Below are 18,196 nucleotides of genomic sequence, written 5' to 3'. Positions count from 1 at the left end.
AGAGTGCTTATTGGTCACGCCGCCGTCGCCGGGGACGGGCGGTGCCCGGACGAGGGGGAACGATGGCGAAGGACGCGAAAGACCTGTTGGAGCGGGTGCGCGAGGAGCTGAAGAGCGACGGCGGGTCGAACCGGTTGGTGCCGCTGATCGCGTCCGGTGAGGCGTCCCTGGAGGCGTTGAAGGCGCTGGCGGCCGAAGAGCACCGCATCGTGCAGAGCGATTGGCGAGCGTTCCTCACTTTGGCCGCGCAGTCGCCGTTGCCCGCGCAGCGGGAGTTCTTCGCGACCGTCGCGAGCGGTGAGGGGTTGGCGTTGGCCAAACTGGCCGATTTCGCGACCGCGTGCGGCCTGACCCCGGAGGACGTGGCCGCGTACCGGCCGTTGCCGGGGTGCCAGGCATATCCGTCGTACGTGGCCAGGCTGGCGTTGGACGGCAATCCGCAGGACGCTCTCCTCGCGATTCTGGCGAACTTCGCGGAATGGGGCGGCTATTGCGCGACGATCGCCGCCGCACTGCGCGAGCACTACGGTTTCGACGACGCCGGCTGCGCCTTCTTCGACTTCTTCGCCGAACCCGCGCCCGACCTGGACGCCCTGAGCCTGCGCGCCCTGACCGACGTCCTCGCCACCGGCTGGACCCCCACCGGCGCCATGCCCGCCGCCCGCCTCCTCCACTCCTACGAACTGATGTTCTGGAACACCCTCGCCGACCTCTGACTCCGCGCGTGTCGAACGCTCAGGTCCCGCGTGTCGAACCTTCCGGCCCACTGAGTTCTACGTTCAGGTACCTCGGACGGTTCACCGCGGGCTCCTGAGGGTTGAACTCGGGGGTCCTGGGCGTTCGACACGCGGGTCAGTGGGGGACGGAGGGTTGGGCGGTCCAGTTCTCGGCCAGGTCGGGGCGGCCGAAGAGGTAGCCCTGGGCGTAGGCGCAGCCGGCGTTGCGGAGCCAGTCGGCCTGGGCCTGGGTCTCGATGCCCTCGGCGACGGTGTGGGCGCCCAGCACCTCCGCCAGGTCGATGATGCACCGCACGACGCCCGCGGTGCGGCTGGTCTCGGACAGGGCGCCGGTGAACGAACGGTCGATCTTCACCACGTCGAACGGGTAGCGCTGCAAGTAGCTCAACGACGAGTAACCGGTGCCGAAGTCGTCCAACGCCACCCGCACCCCGGTCTCCCGCACCTCCATCAGCCCGCGCATCGCGGCGCCGTCCGCCCACACCGACTCGGTCACCTCGATCGTCAGCCGCTCCGGCGGCAGCCCGGTGGTCTTCAGCACCCGGTCCAACGACGGCAGGAACGCGGCCGCGGACAGCTGCCGGGTGGACACGTTCACCGTCACCCCGAGCTCACGCCCCTGCTCACGCCACCGCATCGCCTGCTCGCACGCACCGGCCAGCACCTTGTTGCCCAGCGGCACGATCAGCCCCGTCTCCTCCGCCAGCCCGATGAACTCACCCGGCCCGAGCAGCCCGTGCCCCGGCCGCTGCCACCGCACCAACGCCTCCGCACCCGCCGCCGCCGACGTCGCCAGGTCCACGATCGGCTGGTAGTGCAGCACCAACTGCCCATCGGACACGGCCGTGCGCAGGTCGGCCTTGTCGCGCTGCCGGGCCAGCACCCGCTCCCCCATCTCGGGCCGGAACAGCCGGATCCGCCCGCCGCCCTCGCGCTTGGCCACGTACATCGCGGTGTCCGCGTCACGCAGCAGGTCCGCCGTCCCGACCCCCGCCGACGACACCGCGATGCCGACGCTGGCCCGGATCACCGTCTCGTGCCCCAGCCCGGTCAGCGGTCGCGCCAGCTCGGACAGGATCCGGGTGGCCAGCCGCGCCGACTCGCGCACGTCGTGACCGGGCGCGAGCACCGCGAACTCGTCGCCACCGAGCCGCGCCGCCGTGGCCACCGGTCCCACGGCCCGGCCGATCCGCTCGGCCGCCGACACCAGGTACCAGTCGCCCGCCTCGTGCCCCTCGGCGTCGTTGACCTCCTTGAACCCGTCGAGGTCGATCACCAGCAGGCCCACCGCCTCACCGGCCAGCAGCGCCCCGTCCACCTGGTGCAGGAAGTGCGTTCGCCCGGCGAGCCCGGTCAGCTCGTCCCGCTCGGCCCGGGCGCGCAACGCGTCCTCCAGCTCACGGCGCTTGCTCACGTCCAGCGCGGTGACCAGGGTGTGCTGCTCGGAGACGTCCTGCACCGGCACCGCGTGCACCGCCAGCACGCCGGTAGAGCCGTCCGCGCGGGTGACGCGGACCTCCACCGCGTCGTCCGCCGAACGGCAGCCGCGCGTGCAGGCGGTGATGTCCGGACCGTGCGGGCACGGCACCCGTCCCGGCTCCCGCGCGGGCCACGCCAACAGCTCTCGTGCCCGGTCGTTGTGCAGGCGGGGCGCGCCTTCGGCGTCGAGCAGCACGTGCCCGACCGGGCTGGCCCGCACCACCGCCTCTACGGTGCGGTGCGCGTCCTGGACCAGGGTCGCCGAGCGCACCGCTTCGTGCAGCGCCATCGCCACGACACCCAAACCCACCAGCGGCATGGCCACGGAGGCGACCACCGGGCCCGTCACCGCGGCCGAGCCGACCGAGACCCACGCCGTGAACCCGGTCAGGAAACCGAGCAGCGCGGGCAGGGCGCGCAGCGGGAACCGCTCGTGCCGCCCGCCGCGCAGCGCACGCCGCACCGTGACCGCGAACACGAAGCCGAGGGCCGGTTGCGGGGTGGGCAGCACGAACACCGCGCCGTGCACGACCGCGCACTCGACCAGCGCCACCAACCACGTGTCCCGCTTGGGCCACAGCACCCAGGACACCAGCACGGACGACACCAGCGCGGCGAGCACCAGGCGGCCCGGCCCGATGCCGATCAGGAGCAGCTGGACGAGGAACGCGACCGAGCTGATCCAGGAGTACGCCTCGGTGAGCAACCTGATCCAGTGCAGCCCGGAACGACCGGGCGACGAGAGCGGGTCGTCCACCACGGTGCGGGTTGGACGTGCCACGCCCGGTTACCCCCAAGTCAAGCGGCGGTCGGCTGAACACCCTCGCGGAAGATCGAACTATCCATATCGGTGTTCTCGTTCTCAACCGCCATTCGGGTGAGTCCACTGTGGTCCGGACCCGGCCGATCGCGGCGGGCGACGACGGGTAGCAGGTGCACCGGCCGCCCGGTCACGACCCGGGCGTCGAGCCTTCCGGCGGGTCGCTGTCGGGCAGCGGGTCCGGGGTGGCCTTGGCGAGGTCGGCGGCGACGACCTTGGCCTCGTCGATCTTGCGCTGCGACTCGGCCAGCCGCTCGTCCTCCTCCGGCGTCTCGACCCGGAACTCCTCCGTCGGGTTGATCTCGCGCTCGTCCTCGTCAGCCATGTGACCGGGGTTTCCGCGCACCACGGCGGCAAACTTGGACACCGGCCGCACGGCGGGCTACCGTCGATAAGAGCCCGCCGGTCCGTAAGGGTCGTGACGCCGCCGAGGAGAACCGATGTCGAGCACGACGACGACCGCGCCACCCCGCCCGTCCGCGCGGCGACGCGTCACCTTCGCGGCGGTGCTCGTGACGGTCACCGCACTGCTGTTCTGGGTGCCGTGGACGGGCTTGCTCGCACCGGGGGCGCGGTGGCCGTGGCCGGTGCAGGTCGTCGGCACGGCGTTCTTCGTCGTCACATCGGTGGCGTTCCCGCTGCTGCTGGTCCGCGCGCACGGTCGCCGGCACTCCGACCGGGCCTCCCGGATCGCGCACCTGATGCTGGGCGTCGCCTGGGTGTTCTTCACGTGGACGCTGATCACGCACGTGCTGCGGCTCGTGCTGGCGGTCGCGGGGGTCGAGAACCCGTTCCGGGCGCGGTTCGTCGCGATCACGCTGCTCGTCCTCGGGCTCGCGCTGGTCGGGTACGGCATCCGCGAGGCACGCCGGGTGCCGCGGGTGAAACGGACCGACGTCGCGCTCCCCCGCCTGGACGGGGCGTTCGACGGCCTGACCATCGCGGTGCTCGCCGACACCCACTACGGCGCGATCGACCGCACGAAGTGGTCCGTGGGCACGGTGGCGGCGGTGAACGCGCTGGGACCGGACGTCGTCGTGCACGTCGGCGACATCGCGGACGGCACGGTGGCGCAGCGCCGCGGCCAGGCCGCCGCCCTGGGCGACGTCCGAGCCCGCCACCGGTTCTACGTGTCGGGCAACCACGAGTACATCTCCAACGCCCAGGCCTGGCTGGACCACCTGACCGAGCTGGGCTGGACGAGCCTGCACAACCAGCACCGGGTGCTGGAACGCGGTGACGCGCGGTTGGTGTTCGCGGGCGTGGACGACGTCACCGGCGCGCACTCCGGCGAGGACGGCCACGGCGCGGACCTCGACGCGGCGCTGGCGGGCACCCGCGCCGACGACCCGGTGGTGCTGCTGGCCCACCAGCCGAGCGAGATCGGCAAGGCGGTCGCCGCGGGCGTCGACCTCCAGCTGTCCGGGCACACCCACGGCGGCCAGATCTGGCCGTTCCACCTGCTGGTGCGGCTGCAGCAGCCGGTGCTGGCCGGGTTGAGCCGGCACGGCGAGCGCACGCGGCTCTACACGAGCCGGGGTGCCGGGTTCTGGGGCCCGCCGCTGCGCGTCTTCGCGCCGAGCGAGATCTCCCTTCTCACGCTGCGTGCGACCTGACCTACGGCCGGTAGACGCAGAACCGACACGGTGGGTACTTCGGCCCTACCTACATGGGCGTAGCGCTCACACGAATGGGTGAGCGCTGTTGTCGGCGGCACCGCGCGGTCGCAGGCTCGGGTGAGAGGGACGACCGACGTGATCACGGTCACGGCAGCCGTTGGGGGACCTCGAAGATCCCGCCGCCGCCGAAGGATTCCCATGAACGACATCTCCCGTCGCGACGTGTTCCGCCACGGCGCGACAGCCGCGCTCCTCGCCGTCACCGCGACCGGCATCGCGGGCCTCGCCTCGTCCGGCGCGGCGGCCGGCCCGGACCGGGTCGCCACCCTCGCCGATCCCCGTGACTTCGAAGAGACCTACAAGGGCAAGAAGATCAAGGGCGAGCACGACAAGGCCAACGGCAAGCACAAGGTCCACATCAACGGCAAGAAGCTCGGCGTCGTGCAGGTCGAGCTGCCCGTGGCGCCCGACTCCACCGCTACCTACACCGCCGTGATCAGCACGCTCAGCCACTTCGACCCCATCCCGCTCGACGAGGGCAACAACCGGGACGGCCTCAAGAAGCTGGCCAAGCTCGCCGTGGACCAGCTCGGGGAGCAGGAGCTCACCCACCACGCCGACCACTCCCACCGGTGACCGCCGCCCGACCGCCCCGAGAGGACACGAGCCATGGGCACCCGCAAGAGCGTGGCCGCGTTGACGGCCACCGAGAAGGCCAACTTCGTCGCCGCGCTGAAGGCGCTGAAGGCGCAGACCAGCGGTCGCAACTACGACTGGTTCGTGCGCACCCACATGGACTACTTCAACAACGTCAACGGCCACAACTACGCGCACATGTCGTCGTCGTTCCTGCCGTGGCACCGGCAGTACCTGTTGGAGCTGGAGAACGCCCTCAAGGCGCACAACTCCGCGGTCGACCTGCCCTACTGGAACTGGACGGCCAACCGCTCCACCACGGGCCCGCCCTTCACCTCCGACTTCATGGGCGGCAACGGCTCCGGCGGCAACGGTCCCGTCACCACCGGCCCGTTCGCCGGCTCCACGAGGTGGCGGATCAACGTCAGCGCCACCTCCTCGACGTCGCTGCGCCGGGCGATGGCGCTGCGCGGCTCGCTGCCCACGACCTCCGACGCCGACTCCGTCATGGGCGTGTCGACCTACGACGCGTCGCCGTGGGGCTCCTCGTCGAGCAGCGGCATGCGCAACCGCGTGGAGGGCGGCCTGGCGCCGAACCTGCACAACCGGATCCACGTGTGGGTCGGCGGGCACATGGCCCAGATCGACTCGCCGAACGACCCGGTGTTCTTCCTGCACCACTGCAACGTCGACCGGCTCTACCACCTCTGGCAGACGAGGTGGGGCTTCGGCGCCGACCGCTACCTGCCCGGCGGCGGTGTCGCCAACGTCGTGGACGTGAACGAGACGCTCGTGCCCTTCGGCGTCACGGTGGCCTCCACGCTGGACCACCGCGGCCTCTACACGTACGCCTGACCGGAGGCCGCCATTACGCCCGACGCCCCGTCCGGGGTGGGTCGTAGTCGTAGTCGTCGTCCTCGGGCACCTCGAACGGCAGGGGCCGGTTGGTCCACGAGTCGACGACGACCACGATCGCGGCGCAGACGATGACGACGATGCCGACCCAGGCCAGCCCACCCCAGATGAGGATGCCCGCGATCACCACCAGCGGCAGGACCATGAACAGGCAAAACGGGTCCACCCGCCCGAAATGCCGCCGTCCTCCGGAACTCGCCATCTACGCCCTCCCAGTCAAGCGCCTCCCCGGGTGAACTTACGCGACGCGGTCCGTGCGGCGGTCAGCCGGGCGGTCACGCACCGCGCTGTTCGCGGCCGGGGTACCGGCCTCGGGCGCGTTCGAGGACCGTGGCGAGCACGGCCGAGATGATCATGCCGGCTCCGAGCCCGAGGTGCGGCAGGTTGTCCGCAGGTCGAACGGCGCGAAGTTCATGGCGCTCCTCCGATCACCGGGTGGCGCGAACCAAGATCACGATTATCCGCAGGTGCGGCGTTATACTGCCTGCCATGCCGAATCTGCGGATCAGTGAGGCCGCCGCCCTGCTCGGGGTGAGCGACGACACCGTGCGCCGGTGGGTCGAGCAGGGCCGCTTGGCCGAGGTGCGGCTGGACAGCGGGCGCATGGGCGTCGACGGCCGTGAGCTGGCCGAGTTCGCGCAACGCCTGGCCGAGGCGCCCGAACCGGGGGTGACGGTGGCCGCGTCGGCGCGCAACCGGATGCGCGGGATCGTCACCCGCGTGGTCAAGGACGGGGTCATGGCGCAGGTGGAACTGCAGGCCGGCCCGTTCCGGGTGGTGTCGCTCATGAGCCGCGACTCGGCCGACGAGCTGGGCCTGGAGGTGGGCGGTGTGGCGGTGGCCTCGATCAAGTCCACGCACGTCGTGGTCGAGATCCCGGAGGCGTGATGCGGGCGTGGGCGTTGGCGGCGTTGCTGGTGGTGGCCGGGTGCGGCGCGGCGGAATCGGGCGGCGCGGCGGACACCACCGGGGACGGCCGGGTCACGGTGTTCGCGGCGGCGTCGTTGACCGAGGTGTTCACCCGGCTCGGCGAGGACTTCGAGGCCGCCCACCCCGGGGTGGAGGTCGTGTTCAACTTCGGCGGCAGCTCGGCGTTGGCGCAGCAGATCGGGCAGGGCGCGCCGGCGGACGTGTTCGCCTCCGCCTCGCCCGCCACCATGGCGCAGGTGGTCGACGCGGGCGGCACGGCGGCCGAGCCGGTCGCGTTCGCGCGCAACCGGCTGGAGATCGCGGTGCCGGCGGGCAACCCGGCGGGGATCACCGGGCTGGCCGACTTCGCCGACGCCGACGCGAAGATCGCGCTGTGCGCCGGGCAGGTGCCGTGCGGCGCGGCGGCGAAGCGGGCGTTCGACGCCGCCGGGGTGACGCCCCGGCCGGACACCTTGGAGCAGGACGTGAAGGCCGTGCTGACCAAGGTGCGGCTCGGCGAGGTGGACGCGGCGCTGGTGTACCGGACGGACGTGCGGTCCGCGGGCGGCGAGGTCGAGGGCATCGGGTTCCCGGAGGCCGACCTGGCGGTCAACGACTACCCGATCGCGCCGTTGGCCAAGGCGGGCAACGCGGCCGGTGCGCGGGCGTTCGTGGAGTACGTCCGGTCCGACCGGGGCCAAGCCGTGCTCGCCGAGGCCGGCTTCGAGGCGCCGTGACGTCGATCGCCCACCGCAAGCGCCGCCGCGCCACGGGTCGGCTGCCGGTGGTGCTGGTGCTGCCCGCCGTCCTGGGCCTGGCGTTCCTGCTCGTGCCGCTGGTGGGCCTGCTGGTCCGCGCGCCGTGGGGCACGCTGCCGTCCCGGCTGTTCAGCGCGTCGGTCGGCGAGGCGCTGCGGTTGTCGTTGCTGTGCGCGAGCCTGGCGACGGTGCTGTGCCTGGTGCTCGGCGTGCCGTTGGCGTGGCTGCTGGCGCGCGGTGACGTGCCGGGCCGGGGTGTGCTGCGGGCGTTGGTGACGGTGCCGCTGGTGCTGCCGCCGGTGGTGGGCGGTGTGGCGTTGCTGTTCGTGCTCGGCAGGCGAGGGCTGGTCGGGCAGTACCTGGACGCGTGGTTCGGCGTCTCGCTGCCGTTCACCACCGCCGGGGTGGTGCTGGCGGAGGCGTTCGTGGCGATGCCGTTCCTGGTCATCTCGGTGGAGGGCGCGTTGCGGGCGGCCGACCCGCGGTACGAGGAGGCGGCGGCGACGCTGGGCGCGTCGCGCTGGCTGGCGTTCCGCCGGGTCACGCTGCCGTCGATCCTGCCGGGCGTGGTCGCGGGCACGGTGCTGTGCTGGGCGCGGGCGTTGGGCGAGTTCGGGGCCACCATCACGTTCGCGGGCAACTTCCCCGGCGAGACGACGACCATGCCGCTGGCCGTGTACCTGGCCCTGGAGACCGATCCGGACGCGGCGATCGTGCTGAGCGTGGTGCTGCTGCTGGTGTCGGTCGGCGTGCTGGCCGCGTTGCGCGACCGGTGGATCAGCGGGCCGTCATGACGCTGCACGCGGATCTCCGGGTGGCCCGCGGCGTGTTCCGCCTGGACGCGGAACTGGTGGTGGAGCCGGGCGAGGTGGTCGCCGTGCTCGGCCCTAACGGCGCGGGCAAGAGCACCGCGCTGCGCGCCCTGGCCGGGCTGCTCCCGTTGACGGGCGGGCACATCCGGCTCGGTGACGAGGTGTGGGACGCGCCGCCGGACGCGTTCCGGCCCGCCGAACGGCGCCCGATCGGCGTGGTGTTCCAGGACTACCTGCTGTTCGCGCACCTGTCCGCGCTGGAGAACGTCGCGTTCGGGCTGCGTGCGCGTGGCGTGCCCCGTGCGGTGGCGCGGGAGGAGGCGGCGCGGTGGCTGGACCGCGTCGGGTTGGCCGCGCACGCGAGGGCCAAGCCGCGCACGCTGTCCGGCGGGCAGGCGCAACGCGTCGCGCTGGCCCGTGCCCTGGCGACCGAGCCGGAACTGCTGCTGCTGGACGAGCCGCTGGCCGCGCTGGACGCCGCCACCCGGCTGCACGTGCGCGCCGAACTCGGTCGCCACCTGCGCGACTACCCCGGCCACACGCTGCTCGTCACGCACGACCCGTTGGACGCGATGGTGCTGGCGGACCGACTGGTGGTGCTGGAGCACGGCGAGGTCGTGCAGCAGGGCACGCCGACCGAGGTGGCCCGGCGGCCGCGCACCGACTACGTCGCCGACCTGGTCGGCCTCAACCTGTACCGCGGCACGGCACGCGGCACGTCCGTGGCGCTGGACGGCGGTGGCGAGTTCACCGTGGCCGCGCCCGCGACCGGGCCGGTGCACGTGGTGTTCCCGCCGACCGCGGTCAGCCTGCACCCCGACCGACCGACCGGCAGCCCGCGCAACGCGTGGCGGGTGACCGTGGCCGGGATCGAGCAGCACGCGCACACCACTCGCGTGCGGCTGGACGGCGTGCCGCCGGTGCTGGCGGACATCACCACGGCGACCGTCGCCGACCTCCGGCTCCAGCCCGGTGCCGGGCTGTGGGCCGCCGTCAAGGCGACCGAGGTGCACGCCTACCCGTCGTGACGAGTGTGACTGACTGCCCACTCCTTTGCACATCCCTTGACAAGGCGGCAGAGATCCGCGTTCACTTCCTAGTGAGTGACTGACCACTCATACACTGGAGGAAGCGATGAGCCAGCAGTCCGCCGAGCAGGTCCTGGAAGTCGTGCTGCCGGGCGTGGTCGAGCCCACCGGCCTCGAACTGCGCCGCCGCGCCCGCCCCGTCCCGGCACGCGGCCAGGCGCTCGTCCGGGTCGAGGCGACCGGGGTGTCGTTCGCCGAGCAGCAGATGCGCCGCGCCAAGTACTACGACCAGCCGCCGTTCCCGTTCGTGCCCGGCTACGACCTGGTCGGCACGGTCGCGGAGGTCGGGCCCGGGGTGGACGCGGCGCTGGTCGGCGGGCGGTTCGCGGCGCTGACCAAGATCGGCGGCTGGACCAGCCACGCGCTGGTGGACGTGGCGGACCTGGTGCCGGTGCCGGTCGGCATCGACCCGGTCGAGGCGGAGACGCTCGTGGTCAACGGCCTCACCGCGTGGCAGATGCTGCACGGCGTCGCGAAGGTCACCGCGGGCCAGATGGTGCTGGTGCACGGCGCGAACGGCGGCGTCGGCTCGACCCTGGTGCAACTGGCCCGGCTGGCCGGCGCACGGGTCATCGGCACCGCCTCGCCACGCCACCACGACGCCGTGCGCGAACTCGGCGCCACCCCGATCGACTACCGCGCCACCGACCTGTCGGCGCGGGTGCGCGCGCTCGCCCCGAACGGCGTGGACGCGGTGTTCGACCACGTCGGCGGCCCCGGCATCGTCGACTCCTACCGCCTGCTCGCGCCCCGCGGCACGCTCGTCGCCTACGGCACCGCGTCCACCCGCGACCAGGAGGGCTCGTCCCGCCTGCCCGTGCTGAAGCTGTTCGCCCGCCTGCTGTGGTGGAACGCCCTGCCCAACGGCCACCGCGCGACGTTCTTCAACATCTGGGCGGGAAAGCGCGACGCCCCGAAGTTCCGTGCCCGCCTGAACCGCGACCTGGGCGCCGTCCTCGCCCTGCTCGCGGACGGTTCCCTCCGCCCGCAGGTAGCGGCCCGCGTGCCGTTGGCGCAGGTCGCGGACGCCGTCGCGCTGGCCGAGTCCGGCACGGTGACCGGCAAGGTCGTGCTGGTGCCCTGACCTGCCGCGGGGCTTGACCTGGAGCGCACTCCAGCCACTAGCGTCGCGGCCGTCGATGGCAGCGTGGGTGGAGAACGGAGCTCGACGTGCGACTGGGTCTGCACATCAACCGGTTCAACCAGGGTGCGGCGCGGCTCGGCCCCGAGTTGGCCGCGGCCGGCGCGGCGGCCGAGGCGGCCGGGGTCGCGTGGTTGTCGGTGATGGACCACTACTTCCAGATGGAGCACAACGACGCGGCCGAGGAGCCGATGCTGGAGGCATACACGGTGCTCGGGTTCCTCGCCGCGCACACCTCGACCGTCCGGCTCGGCGCGCTCGTCACGGGTGTCACCTACCGCCACCCCGGTCTGCTGGCGAAGATCGTCACGACCTTGGACGTGGTGTCCGGCGGTCGCGCGACGTTGGGCCTCGGCGCCGCGTGGTACGAGCGGGAGCACCGGGGGCTGGGCGTGCCGTTCCCGCCGCTGGCCGAGCGCTTCGAGCGGATGGAGGAGGCGCTGCGGATCTGCCTGCAGATGTGGGACCCGGAGGACAACGGGCCGTTCGACGGCAAGCACTACCAACTGGCCGAGACCCGGTGCGTGCCCGCGCCGCTGAGCGCGCCGCACCCGGAGATCATGATCGGCGGCAACGGCGAGCGGAAGACGCTGCGGCTGGTCGCCCGGTACGCCGACGCCTCCAACCTGCTCGTCCCGTCCCCCGACGTGGTGCCGCACAAGCTCGACGTGCTGCGGCGCCACTGCGACGACCTGGGCCGTGACTACGACGGGATCCGCAAGACCGCGGTGGACCTCGGTCCGATCCCGGGCGAGGGCGATGTCGACGCGTTCACCAAGACGCTGGCGGGCTACGCGGAGTTGGGCCTCGACACCGTCATCGTCCGCTCGCCGGACGGCGACCTGTCGCGCTGGATCGAGCGCGTGATCGCGCCGTCTGCCGAGCGGCTGGCCTCGATCGGCTGATCACGGCACGCGTCCGGCGTCCCGGTTCCGCACCACCGGGACGCCGGACGCGTGTCACCGCTTCGAGCGCCGGGGCGGAGAGGCCGCTGCGCGTCCGTGCTGGAACAATCGCCTCCCTACTAAGGAGGCTGTGTTCAGGTGAGTGTGCACCACCAGGAGGTGCCGTCCCTGCTGGGACGGATCGCTGCTGCGATGTCAGAGGCGATCGGCCGGGTCCGCGAGGACCTCTCGGGTGCCGACCCCGTGGTGCGACGATCCGAGCACGCCGATTTCCAGTGCAACGCCGCGCTGTCCCTCGCCAAGCGCACCGGGGTGAAGCCCCGTGACCTGGCCGCGGACATCGTGGCCGCGCTCGGCGCCGGCGGGCCGATCGCCTCGGCGGTGCCGTCCGGGCCCGGTTTCCTCAACGTCACCGTGGCCGACGACGCGATCTGGGAGCAGGTCGCGGCCCGCCTGGCGGACTCGCGCCTCGGCGTGGGCGTGCCCGAGCACGGGCGTCGCACCGTGGTCGACTACTCGGCGCCCAACATCGCCAAGGAGATGCACGTCGGGCACCTGCGCACGACGATCATCGGCGACAGCCTCGCCCGCGTGGTGGGCTTCCTCGGCGCGGAGGTCGTGCGGCAGAACCACCTGGGCGATTTCGGCACGCAGTTCGGGATGCTGATCCAGTACCTGGACGAGCACCCCGACGCCGCGTGGCACCAGGACGAGCTCGGCGACGAGGTGTCCGCGGTATCCGCATTGGACACCCTGTACCGCTCGGCGCGGGCGGAGTTCGACGCCGACCCGGAGTTCGCCGACCGGGCCAGGGCCCGCGTCGTCGCGCTGCAGTCCGGCGATCCGGCGACCGTCGCGGTGTGGCAGGACATCGTGGCCGAGTCCGAGCGGTCGTTCCGCGCCATCTACGACCGGTTGAACGTGCTGCTCACGCCGGAGGACTCGGTCGGCGAGTCGTTCTACAACCCCCTGTTGGGCGACACGGTCGACGAGCTGGTCGACGCGGGCCTCGTGGTCGAGAGCGACGGTGCGCTGGTCTTCTACTCCGACGAGGTGTCCGGGCCCGAGGGCAAGCCGGTCACCCTGATGGTCCGCAAGCGCGACGGCGGGTACGGCTACGACACCACCGACCTGGCCACCATCCGCTACCGCATCCGCGACCTCGCCGCGGACCGGTTGGTCTACGTCACCGACTCGCGTCAGGCGCTGCACTTCCAGCTCGTCTTCGAGGCGGCCCGCCGCGCCGGGTGGCTCACCGGCGGGATCACCGCCGAGCACGTCGCCTACGGCACGATCCTCGGTCCGGACGGCAGGCCGTTCAAGACGCGGGCGGGTGGCACCGTGCGGCTGATGGACCTGCTCGACGCGGCCGTGTCCCGCGCACGCGCGGTCGTCGAGGAGAAGAACCCCGAGCTCGACGCCGCCGAACTGGACCGGATCGCCGAACTGGCGGGGATCGCCGCGGTCAAGTACGCCGACCTGTCCACGTCGCGGGTGAAGGACTACTCGTTCGACGTCGACAGGATGGTGTCGTTGACCGGCAACACCGGCGTCTACCTCCAGTACGCCCACGCCCGGATCCGCTCGATCCTGCGCAAGGCCGGTGACCCGGACACCTCCGTCGACCGCACCGTCCCGCTCCAGCCCGCCGAACGCGCCCTCGGGCTGGAACTCGACGCCTACGGCGCCGTCCTCGGTGAGGTCGCGACGACCCTCGAACCGCACCGGCTGTGCGGCTACCTCTACGACCTGGCCCGCGCCTTCACCACGTTCTACGAGAACTGCCCGGTCATCAAGGCCGACGAACCCGTGCGCGGCAACCGGTTGGCCCTGTGCCGGCTGACGGCACGCACCCTCGGCCACGGGCTCGACCTGCTGGGGATCGTCGCCCCGGAACGCATGTAGTCCTCGCTCACCGTGCCGGGCGCGGTGAGCCGTCCCCCCTGACGGCTCACCGCGCCCACCGGTGTCGTCCGCGACCGGGATCAGCACGGTCGCGGACCTTCCCCTTCCCCCGGTCAGCGGCACGGCCTCTCAGACCGCGTCGCCGAACCCCACTGTGCGCGGTCGGGATTGCAAGCCGATTGCGGAAATCTGCAATCCGCAGGTCACCCGCGCGAATGCTCGGTCACCGCTGGAACACCAGCGCCTCCCACGGCCTGAGGTCGACGCGGCCGGGTGATACCAGCGGCGTCTCGCCGGTGTTGGCCAGGACGACGTCGGCGGTGGCCCACTCGCGGTCCAGCTCGGCGGACTGCGGCGTGCCGCTGAGGTTGGCCACCACGAGCAGCCGCGTGTCGTCGAGCCTGCGTTCGTAGGCGTAGAGGTGCGGGTGGTCGGCCAGGACCATGTGGAAGTCGCCGAGCGCGACGACCGGGAGCCGGTGGCGCAGCTCGATGAGCCGCCGGTAGTGGTTGAACACCGAGTGCGGGTCGTCGTACTGGGCGGCGGCGTTGAGCCAGGTGTGGTTGGGGTTGACCGCGAGCCACGGCCGGCCGGTGGTGAACCCGGCGTTCGGGGTCGCGTCCCACTGCACGGGGGTGCGGGCGTTGTCGCGGCCCATCGCGCGCAGGCCGCGCAGCACCGCTTCGGGGTCGGCTCCGGCGGCGACGGCCTCGCGGTAGTGGTTGAGCGATTCGAGGTCCTGCATCTCGTGCACGCCGGCGAACGGCGCGTTGGTCATGCCCAGCTCTTCGCCCTGGTAGACGTACGGGGTGCCGCGGTGCAGGTGCAGCACGGTGGCCAACGCGGTCGCCGACTCACGCCAGTACTCGCCGTCGTCACCGAACCGGGACACCACGCGGGGCTGGTCGTGGTTGCTCCAGTACAGGCTGTTCCAGCCGACCTCGCCCAGCGCCGTCTGCCACCGGCCCAGCGACGCCTTCAGGTCGCGCAGGTCCAGCGGCTTCGGGTCGAACTTGCCACCCGGGCCCTGGTCCAGCCAGACGTGCTCGAACTGGAACACCATGTCCAGCTCGCGCCGCGCGGGGTCGGTGAACAGCCGGGCCTGCTCCCAGGTCACGCCCGGCATCTCCCCCACCGTCAGGTAGTCGCCCGACCGGCCCTCGAACACCTCGCGGTTCATCTCGCGCAGGAAGTCGTGCACGCGGGGGCGGGTGGCGGTGTGCGGGAACCCGTCGCCGAGGCCGCCGACGCCGGTGGTGGCGCCGTCGGGCAGGTCCGGGTCCTTGGAGATCAGGTTGATCACGTCCATCCGGAACCCGTCCACACCCCGGTCCAGCCACCACCGCATCATCGCGTACACCGCTTGGCGGACCTCGGGGTTCTCCCAGTTCAGGTCCGGCTGCTTGCGGTCGAACAGGTGCAGGTAGTACTCCCCCGTCGCCTCGTCCAACGTCCACGCCGGGCCCGAGAAGAACGAGCCCCAGTTCGTCGGCTCCGCGCCCGGCTGGCCCGCCTCGAACCCCTCGCGCGGTGGACGCCACCAGTACCAGTCCCGCTTCGGGTTGTCCTTGGACGAGCGGGACTCCACGAACCACGGGTGCTCGTCGGAGGTGTGGTTGACCACCAGGTCCATCACCAGTTTCATGCCGCGCGCGTGCACCTCGGCCAGCAGGCGGTCGAAGTCCTCCAACGTGCCGAACACCGGGTCGATCGCCTGGTAGTCGGAGATGTCGTAGCCGTTGTCCGCGTGCGGCGACGCGTACACCGGTGACAGCCAGACCACGTCCACGCCCAGCCGCTCCAGGTGGTCCAGCCGCGCGGTGATGCCGTCGAGGTCGCCCACGCCGTCGCCGTTGGAGTCGGCGAAGCTGCGCGGGTACACCTGGTACACCACCGCCGAGGTCCACCACGGCGCCGTGGTCGGTGTCGTCTTGGCCTGGTCCAGAACCATGTCCCATCCTCACCCGGTCGTCGGACGTCGTCCCCAGTCCACCACTCGCCGCGCGGCGCCGCACCCGCTGTACGGGGTCAGGCGTCGGGTCGGGCCGGCTTGCCCGGCCACCAGAACCGGCGTCCGATGTGGATGGTCAACGCGGGTACCAGCAGCGACCGGACGACCAGCGTGTCCAGCAGCACGCCGAACGACACCAGGAACGCCATCTGCACCAGGCCGACCAGCGGCAGCACCGCCAGGGCGCCGAACGTGGCCGCCAGCACCACACCGGCCGACACGATCACCCCGCCGACCAGCGTGAGACCGCGCCGGGTGCCCTCACCGGTGCCGTGCTCGGCCGTTTCCTGCCTGATCCGGTGCATCAGGAAGATGTTGTAGTCGGTGCCCAGCGCCGCGATGAACACGAACGCGAGCACGGGCAGGCTCGGGTCGGTGTCGGCGAACTCGAACAGCTCGTTGAACACCAGCGCCGCCACCCCGGTGGTCGCCGCGTAGGAGACCGCGACGGTCAGCGTGAGCAGCAGCGGCGCGAGCAAGGACCGCAACAGCAGGACCAGCATCAGCAGGACCACGACCAGCAACGCCGGGATGATCACCCACCGGTCGCGCTCGGCCGTGGTGCGGGTGTCTAGCAGGGCCGCGCTGCCACCGCCGACCAGGGCTTCCGCGCCGGGCACCGCGTGCACGGCTTCGCGCAGCCGGACGACCGTGTCCTGCGCGGCGCGTGACGTGGAGATGTCGCGCAGCGTCACGTCGATCGACGACAGGCCGTTGGTCTCTTCGGGCTGCCCGGTCTCCGGGTCGACGGTGGGCGTGACGCGGGCGACGCCGTCCACGGCCCGCGCGGCGGCGATCACCGCGTCCCGCTGGTCGGTCCTGGCGATGATCGTGCCGGGCGGGTTCGCGCCGCCCGGGAAGTGCTCGGCGGAGACTTCCAGGCCGCGCACCGACTCGGTGTCCTCGGTGAAGGTGTCGACGTAGTCCAGGCCGGAGGCGCGGAACTGGGGTGCGAACGCCGCCGCGGCCAGCAGCAGCACCAGCGTGCCCGCCCACACCGTGCGCGGCTTGCGCGTGACCAGGTCGGCGACCTCGGCGAGCAGGCCGTGCCGCTGCGCTCGGCCGTCGTGCCCGGGGAGGAACGGCCAGAACGAGGCGCGGCCGAACAGCGCGAGCAGGGCGGGCAGGAACGTCAGCGTGACGGCCAGGGACGCGGCCACGCCGATCGCGCCGACCGGACCGAGGCTGCGGTTGTTGTTCAGGTCCGACAGCAGCAGGCACAGCAGGCCGAGCGCGACCGTGCCGGCGGCGGCGAACAGCGGTGCGACGCAGGCCCGCACGCTCTTGACCACCGCGTCGAACCGGTTGGCGGTCAGGTGCAACTCTTCGCGGAACCGGGCCACGACGAGCAGCGCGTAGTCCGTGGCGGCGCCGAAGACCAGCACCATCAGGATGCCCTGGCCCTGGCTGTCCAGGGTGAGCACGCCGTCGCGGGCCAGCAGGTAGACCACGGCGGACGCGGTGGTCAGCGCCAGGCCGCTGGACATCAGCACGATCAGCGGCATCAGCGGGCTGCGGTAGATCAGCAGCAGGATGACGACGACCGCGCCGACGGTGACCAGCAGCAGCATGCCGTCGATGGCGCCGAACACGCCGTCGAGGTCGACGCCGATGCCCGCCGGGCCGGTCAGGTTGACCTCCAGGCCCACCGGGATGCCCTCGCCCGCGATGCGGCGCAGTTCCTTGGCGACCCCGACTTCCTTGTCGCCCAGTGCCGCGTCCAGGGCGACGACGATCTGCGCGGCTTCGCCGTCGTCGGACCGGATGACGGGCAGGGTGCGGTCGGCGAGGCCGCCGAGCGGGTCGAGGTCGGGGTGCTTCAGCCCGGCGATCTCGGCCTGCTTGGCCCGCAGGAAGCTCTGGTCGGCGTCGGTGAGGCCGCCGTCGCGGTTGAAGATCAGCAGCGCCGGGGAGATCGCCTCGGTCTGGAACGTCTTCTTGATCTCGGCGACCCGCGTCGCCTCCGCCGAGGCGGGCAGGAACGCCTCGGCGCTGTTCTCCAGCACTTCACCCAGCCGTGCCTGGTGATCGGTGCCCACGGCGCCGATCACCACCCACGCGACCAGCAGCAGCGCCGGCACCAGCCACCGGCCGCGCTTGGTCCGGGTGCGCGCCGACTCGTTCCCGTCCTCGCCCTCGTCCGACCGCCTCTTCCCAGCGGACGTCGCCATGCGGAGTACACCCCCAGTACCGGTGTGCCCGGCCTCATGTCCTTGTGCGAAGCCAAGGCTAGGAAGGCGGCCGTCCCCGCAGAATCCGCTTGGGACCCGTACCGATGGTTGACCTAGCCCTACCTCAGGGGTTGAGAAGATCAAAAGATGAAAAGCGTCCTCGCCGGACGGGCAGATCAGCAGGATGACCCCAACTACGCCGTCGACTCCCCGACCCAGCGTGGTCCCGGGCTTCGTGTCATCCCACCGCGCTCGCCGGCGAGCACCGGACCGTCCACTGGGCACGTCCT

The 18,196-nt window shown here is 72.0% G+C and carries 16 protein-coding genes; 11 read left to right on the top strand and 5 right to left on the bottom strand.

Annotated features, from left to right (window positions below):
* Nucleotides 1-62 precede the first annotated feature (62 nt).
* Nucleotides 63-716 (top strand): thiaminase II/PqqC family protein, encoded by a 654-nt coding sequence (locus B0I31_RS05745; RefSeq protein ID WP_106614262.1) that lies wholly within the window; start codon nt 63-65, stop codon nt 714-716.
* A 136-nt stretch (nt 717-852) separates the two neighbouring features.
* On the opposite strand, the gene B0I31_RS05740 is transcribed toward B0I31_RS05745, so the two are convergent.
* On the bottom strand, nt 853-2,997 hold the full coding sequence (locus tag B0I31_RS05740) for a putative bifunctional diguanylate cyclase/phosphodiesterase (protein WP_146173748.1): 2,145 nt from the start codon (nt 2,995-2,997) through the stop codon (nt 853-855).
* A 169-nt stretch (nt 2,998-3,166) separates the two neighbouring features.
* Nucleotides 3,167-3,361, bottom strand: coding sequence for a hypothetical protein (locus B0I31_RS05735; protein WP_106614260.1), 195 nt, complete (start codon nt 3,359-3,361; stop codon nt 3,167-3,169).
* 115 nt (nt 3,362-3,476) lie between these two features.
* Here B0I31_RS05735 and B0I31_RS05730 point away from each other — a divergent pair, with 115 nt between their 5' ends.
* From B0I31_RS05730 to B0I31_RS05720, 3 genes are all read left to right on the top strand, one after another.
* Entirely contained in the window at nt 3,477-4,652 is a 1,176-nt protein-coding gene (locus B0I31_RS05730; protein WP_106614259.1) for a metallophosphoesterase, read from the top strand.
* Nucleotides 4,653-4,853: 201 nt separating this feature from the next.
* Nucleotides 4,854-5,291: a tyrosinase family oxidase copper chaperone gene (locus B0I31_RS05725; protein WP_106614258.1), complete on the top strand. Its 438-nt coding sequence runs from the start codon at nt 4,854-4,856 to the stop codon at nt 5,289-5,291.
* Between the two features lie 33 nt (nt 5,292-5,324).
* On the top strand, nt 5,325-6,146 hold the full coding sequence (locus B0I31_RS05720; protein WP_106614257.1) for a tyrosinase family protein: 822 nt from the start codon (nt 5,325-5,327) through the stop codon (nt 6,144-6,146).
* A gap of 13 nt (nt 6,147-6,159) precedes the next feature.
* On the opposite strand, the gene B0I31_RS05715 is transcribed toward B0I31_RS05720, so the two are convergent.
* On the bottom strand, nt 6,160-6,408 hold the full coding sequence (locus B0I31_RS05715; protein ID WP_146173747.1) for a hypothetical protein: 249 nt from the start codon (nt 6,406-6,408) through the stop codon (nt 6,160-6,162).
* 287 nt (nt 6,409-6,695) lie between these two features.
* Between B0I31_RS05715 and B0I31_RS05710 the strand changes: the two genes are divergently transcribed.
* The 7 genes from B0I31_RS05710 to argS all read left to right on the top strand — a co-directional run bounded on the left by B0I31_RS05710 (nt 6,696) and on the right by argS (nt 13,724).
* Nucleotides 6,696-7,094 carry a TOBE domain-containing protein gene (locus B0I31_RS05710; RefSeq protein ID WP_106614255.1) on the top strand — a complete coding sequence of 133 codons (399 nt, stop codon included), beginning with the start codon at nt 6,696-6,698 and terminating at the stop codon, nt 7,092-7,094.
* A complete protein-coding gene (gene modA / locus B0I31_RS05705) occupies nt 7,094-7,852 on the top strand; it encodes a molybdate ABC transporter substrate-binding protein (RefSeq protein ID WP_106614254.1) in 759 nt (252 codons plus the stop codon). The genes B0I31_RS05710 and modA overlap by 1 nt, the downstream gene beginning before the upstream one ends.
* A complete protein-coding gene (gene modB / locus B0I31_RS05700; RefSeq protein ID WP_106614253.1) occupies nt 7,849-8,667 on the top strand; it encodes a molybdate ABC transporter permease subunit in 819 nt (272 codons plus the stop codon). The genes modA and modB overlap by 4 nt, the downstream gene beginning before the upstream one ends.
* Nucleotides 8,664-9,713, top strand: a complete 1,050-nt coding sequence (locus B0I31_RS05695) for an ABC transporter ATP-binding protein (RefSeq protein ID WP_106614252.1) — start codon at nt 8,664-8,666, stop codon at nt 9,711-9,713. The genes modB and B0I31_RS05695 overlap by 4 nt, the downstream gene beginning before the upstream one ends.
* A gap of 106 nt (nt 9,714-9,819) precedes the next feature.
* Nucleotides 9,820-10,857: a medium chain dehydrogenase/reductase family protein gene (locus tag B0I31_RS05690; protein WP_106614251.1), complete on the top strand. Its 1,038-nt coding sequence runs from the start codon at nt 9,820-9,822 to the stop codon at nt 10,855-10,857.
* A gap of 86 nt (nt 10,858-10,943) precedes the next feature.
* Nucleotides 10,944-11,819 (top strand): LLM class F420-dependent oxidoreductase, encoded by an 876-nt coding sequence (locus B0I31_RS05685; protein WP_106614250.1) that lies wholly within the window; start codon nt 10,944-10,946, stop codon nt 11,817-11,819.
* Nucleotides 11,820-11,957: 138 nt separating this feature from the next.
* Nucleotides 11,958-13,724 (top strand): arginine--tRNA ligase, encoded by a 1,767-nt coding sequence (argS, locus tag B0I31_RS05680; RefSeq protein ID WP_245949711.1) that lies wholly within the window; start codon nt 11,958-11,960, stop codon nt 13,722-13,724.
* Between the two features lie 223 nt (nt 13,725-13,947).
* On the opposite strand, the gene B0I31_RS05675 is transcribed toward argS, so the two are convergent.
* Together B0I31_RS05675 and B0I31_RS05670 are read right to left on the bottom strand one after the other, a co-directional pair.
* Nucleotides 13,948-15,675, bottom strand: coding sequence for a glycoside hydrolase family 13 protein (locus tag B0I31_RS05675; RefSeq protein ID WP_106614249.1), 1,728 nt, complete (start codon nt 15,673-15,675; stop codon nt 13,948-13,950).
* 77 nt (nt 15,676-15,752) lie between these two features.
* Nucleotides 15,753-17,906: an MMPL family transporter gene (locus B0I31_RS05670; protein ID WP_106614248.1), complete on the bottom strand. Its 2,154-nt coding sequence runs from the start codon at nt 17,904-17,906 to the stop codon at nt 15,753-15,755.
* Between the last annotated feature and the right edge of the window lie 290 nt (nt 17,907-18,196).

This window comes from Saccharothrix carnea, from assembly GCF_003014735.1.
GTDB lineage: Bacteria > Actinomycetota > Actinomycetes > Mycobacteriales > Pseudonocardiaceae > Actinosynnema > Actinosynnema carneum.
This window is presented reverse-complemented; position numbering and strand designations above follow the sequence as displayed.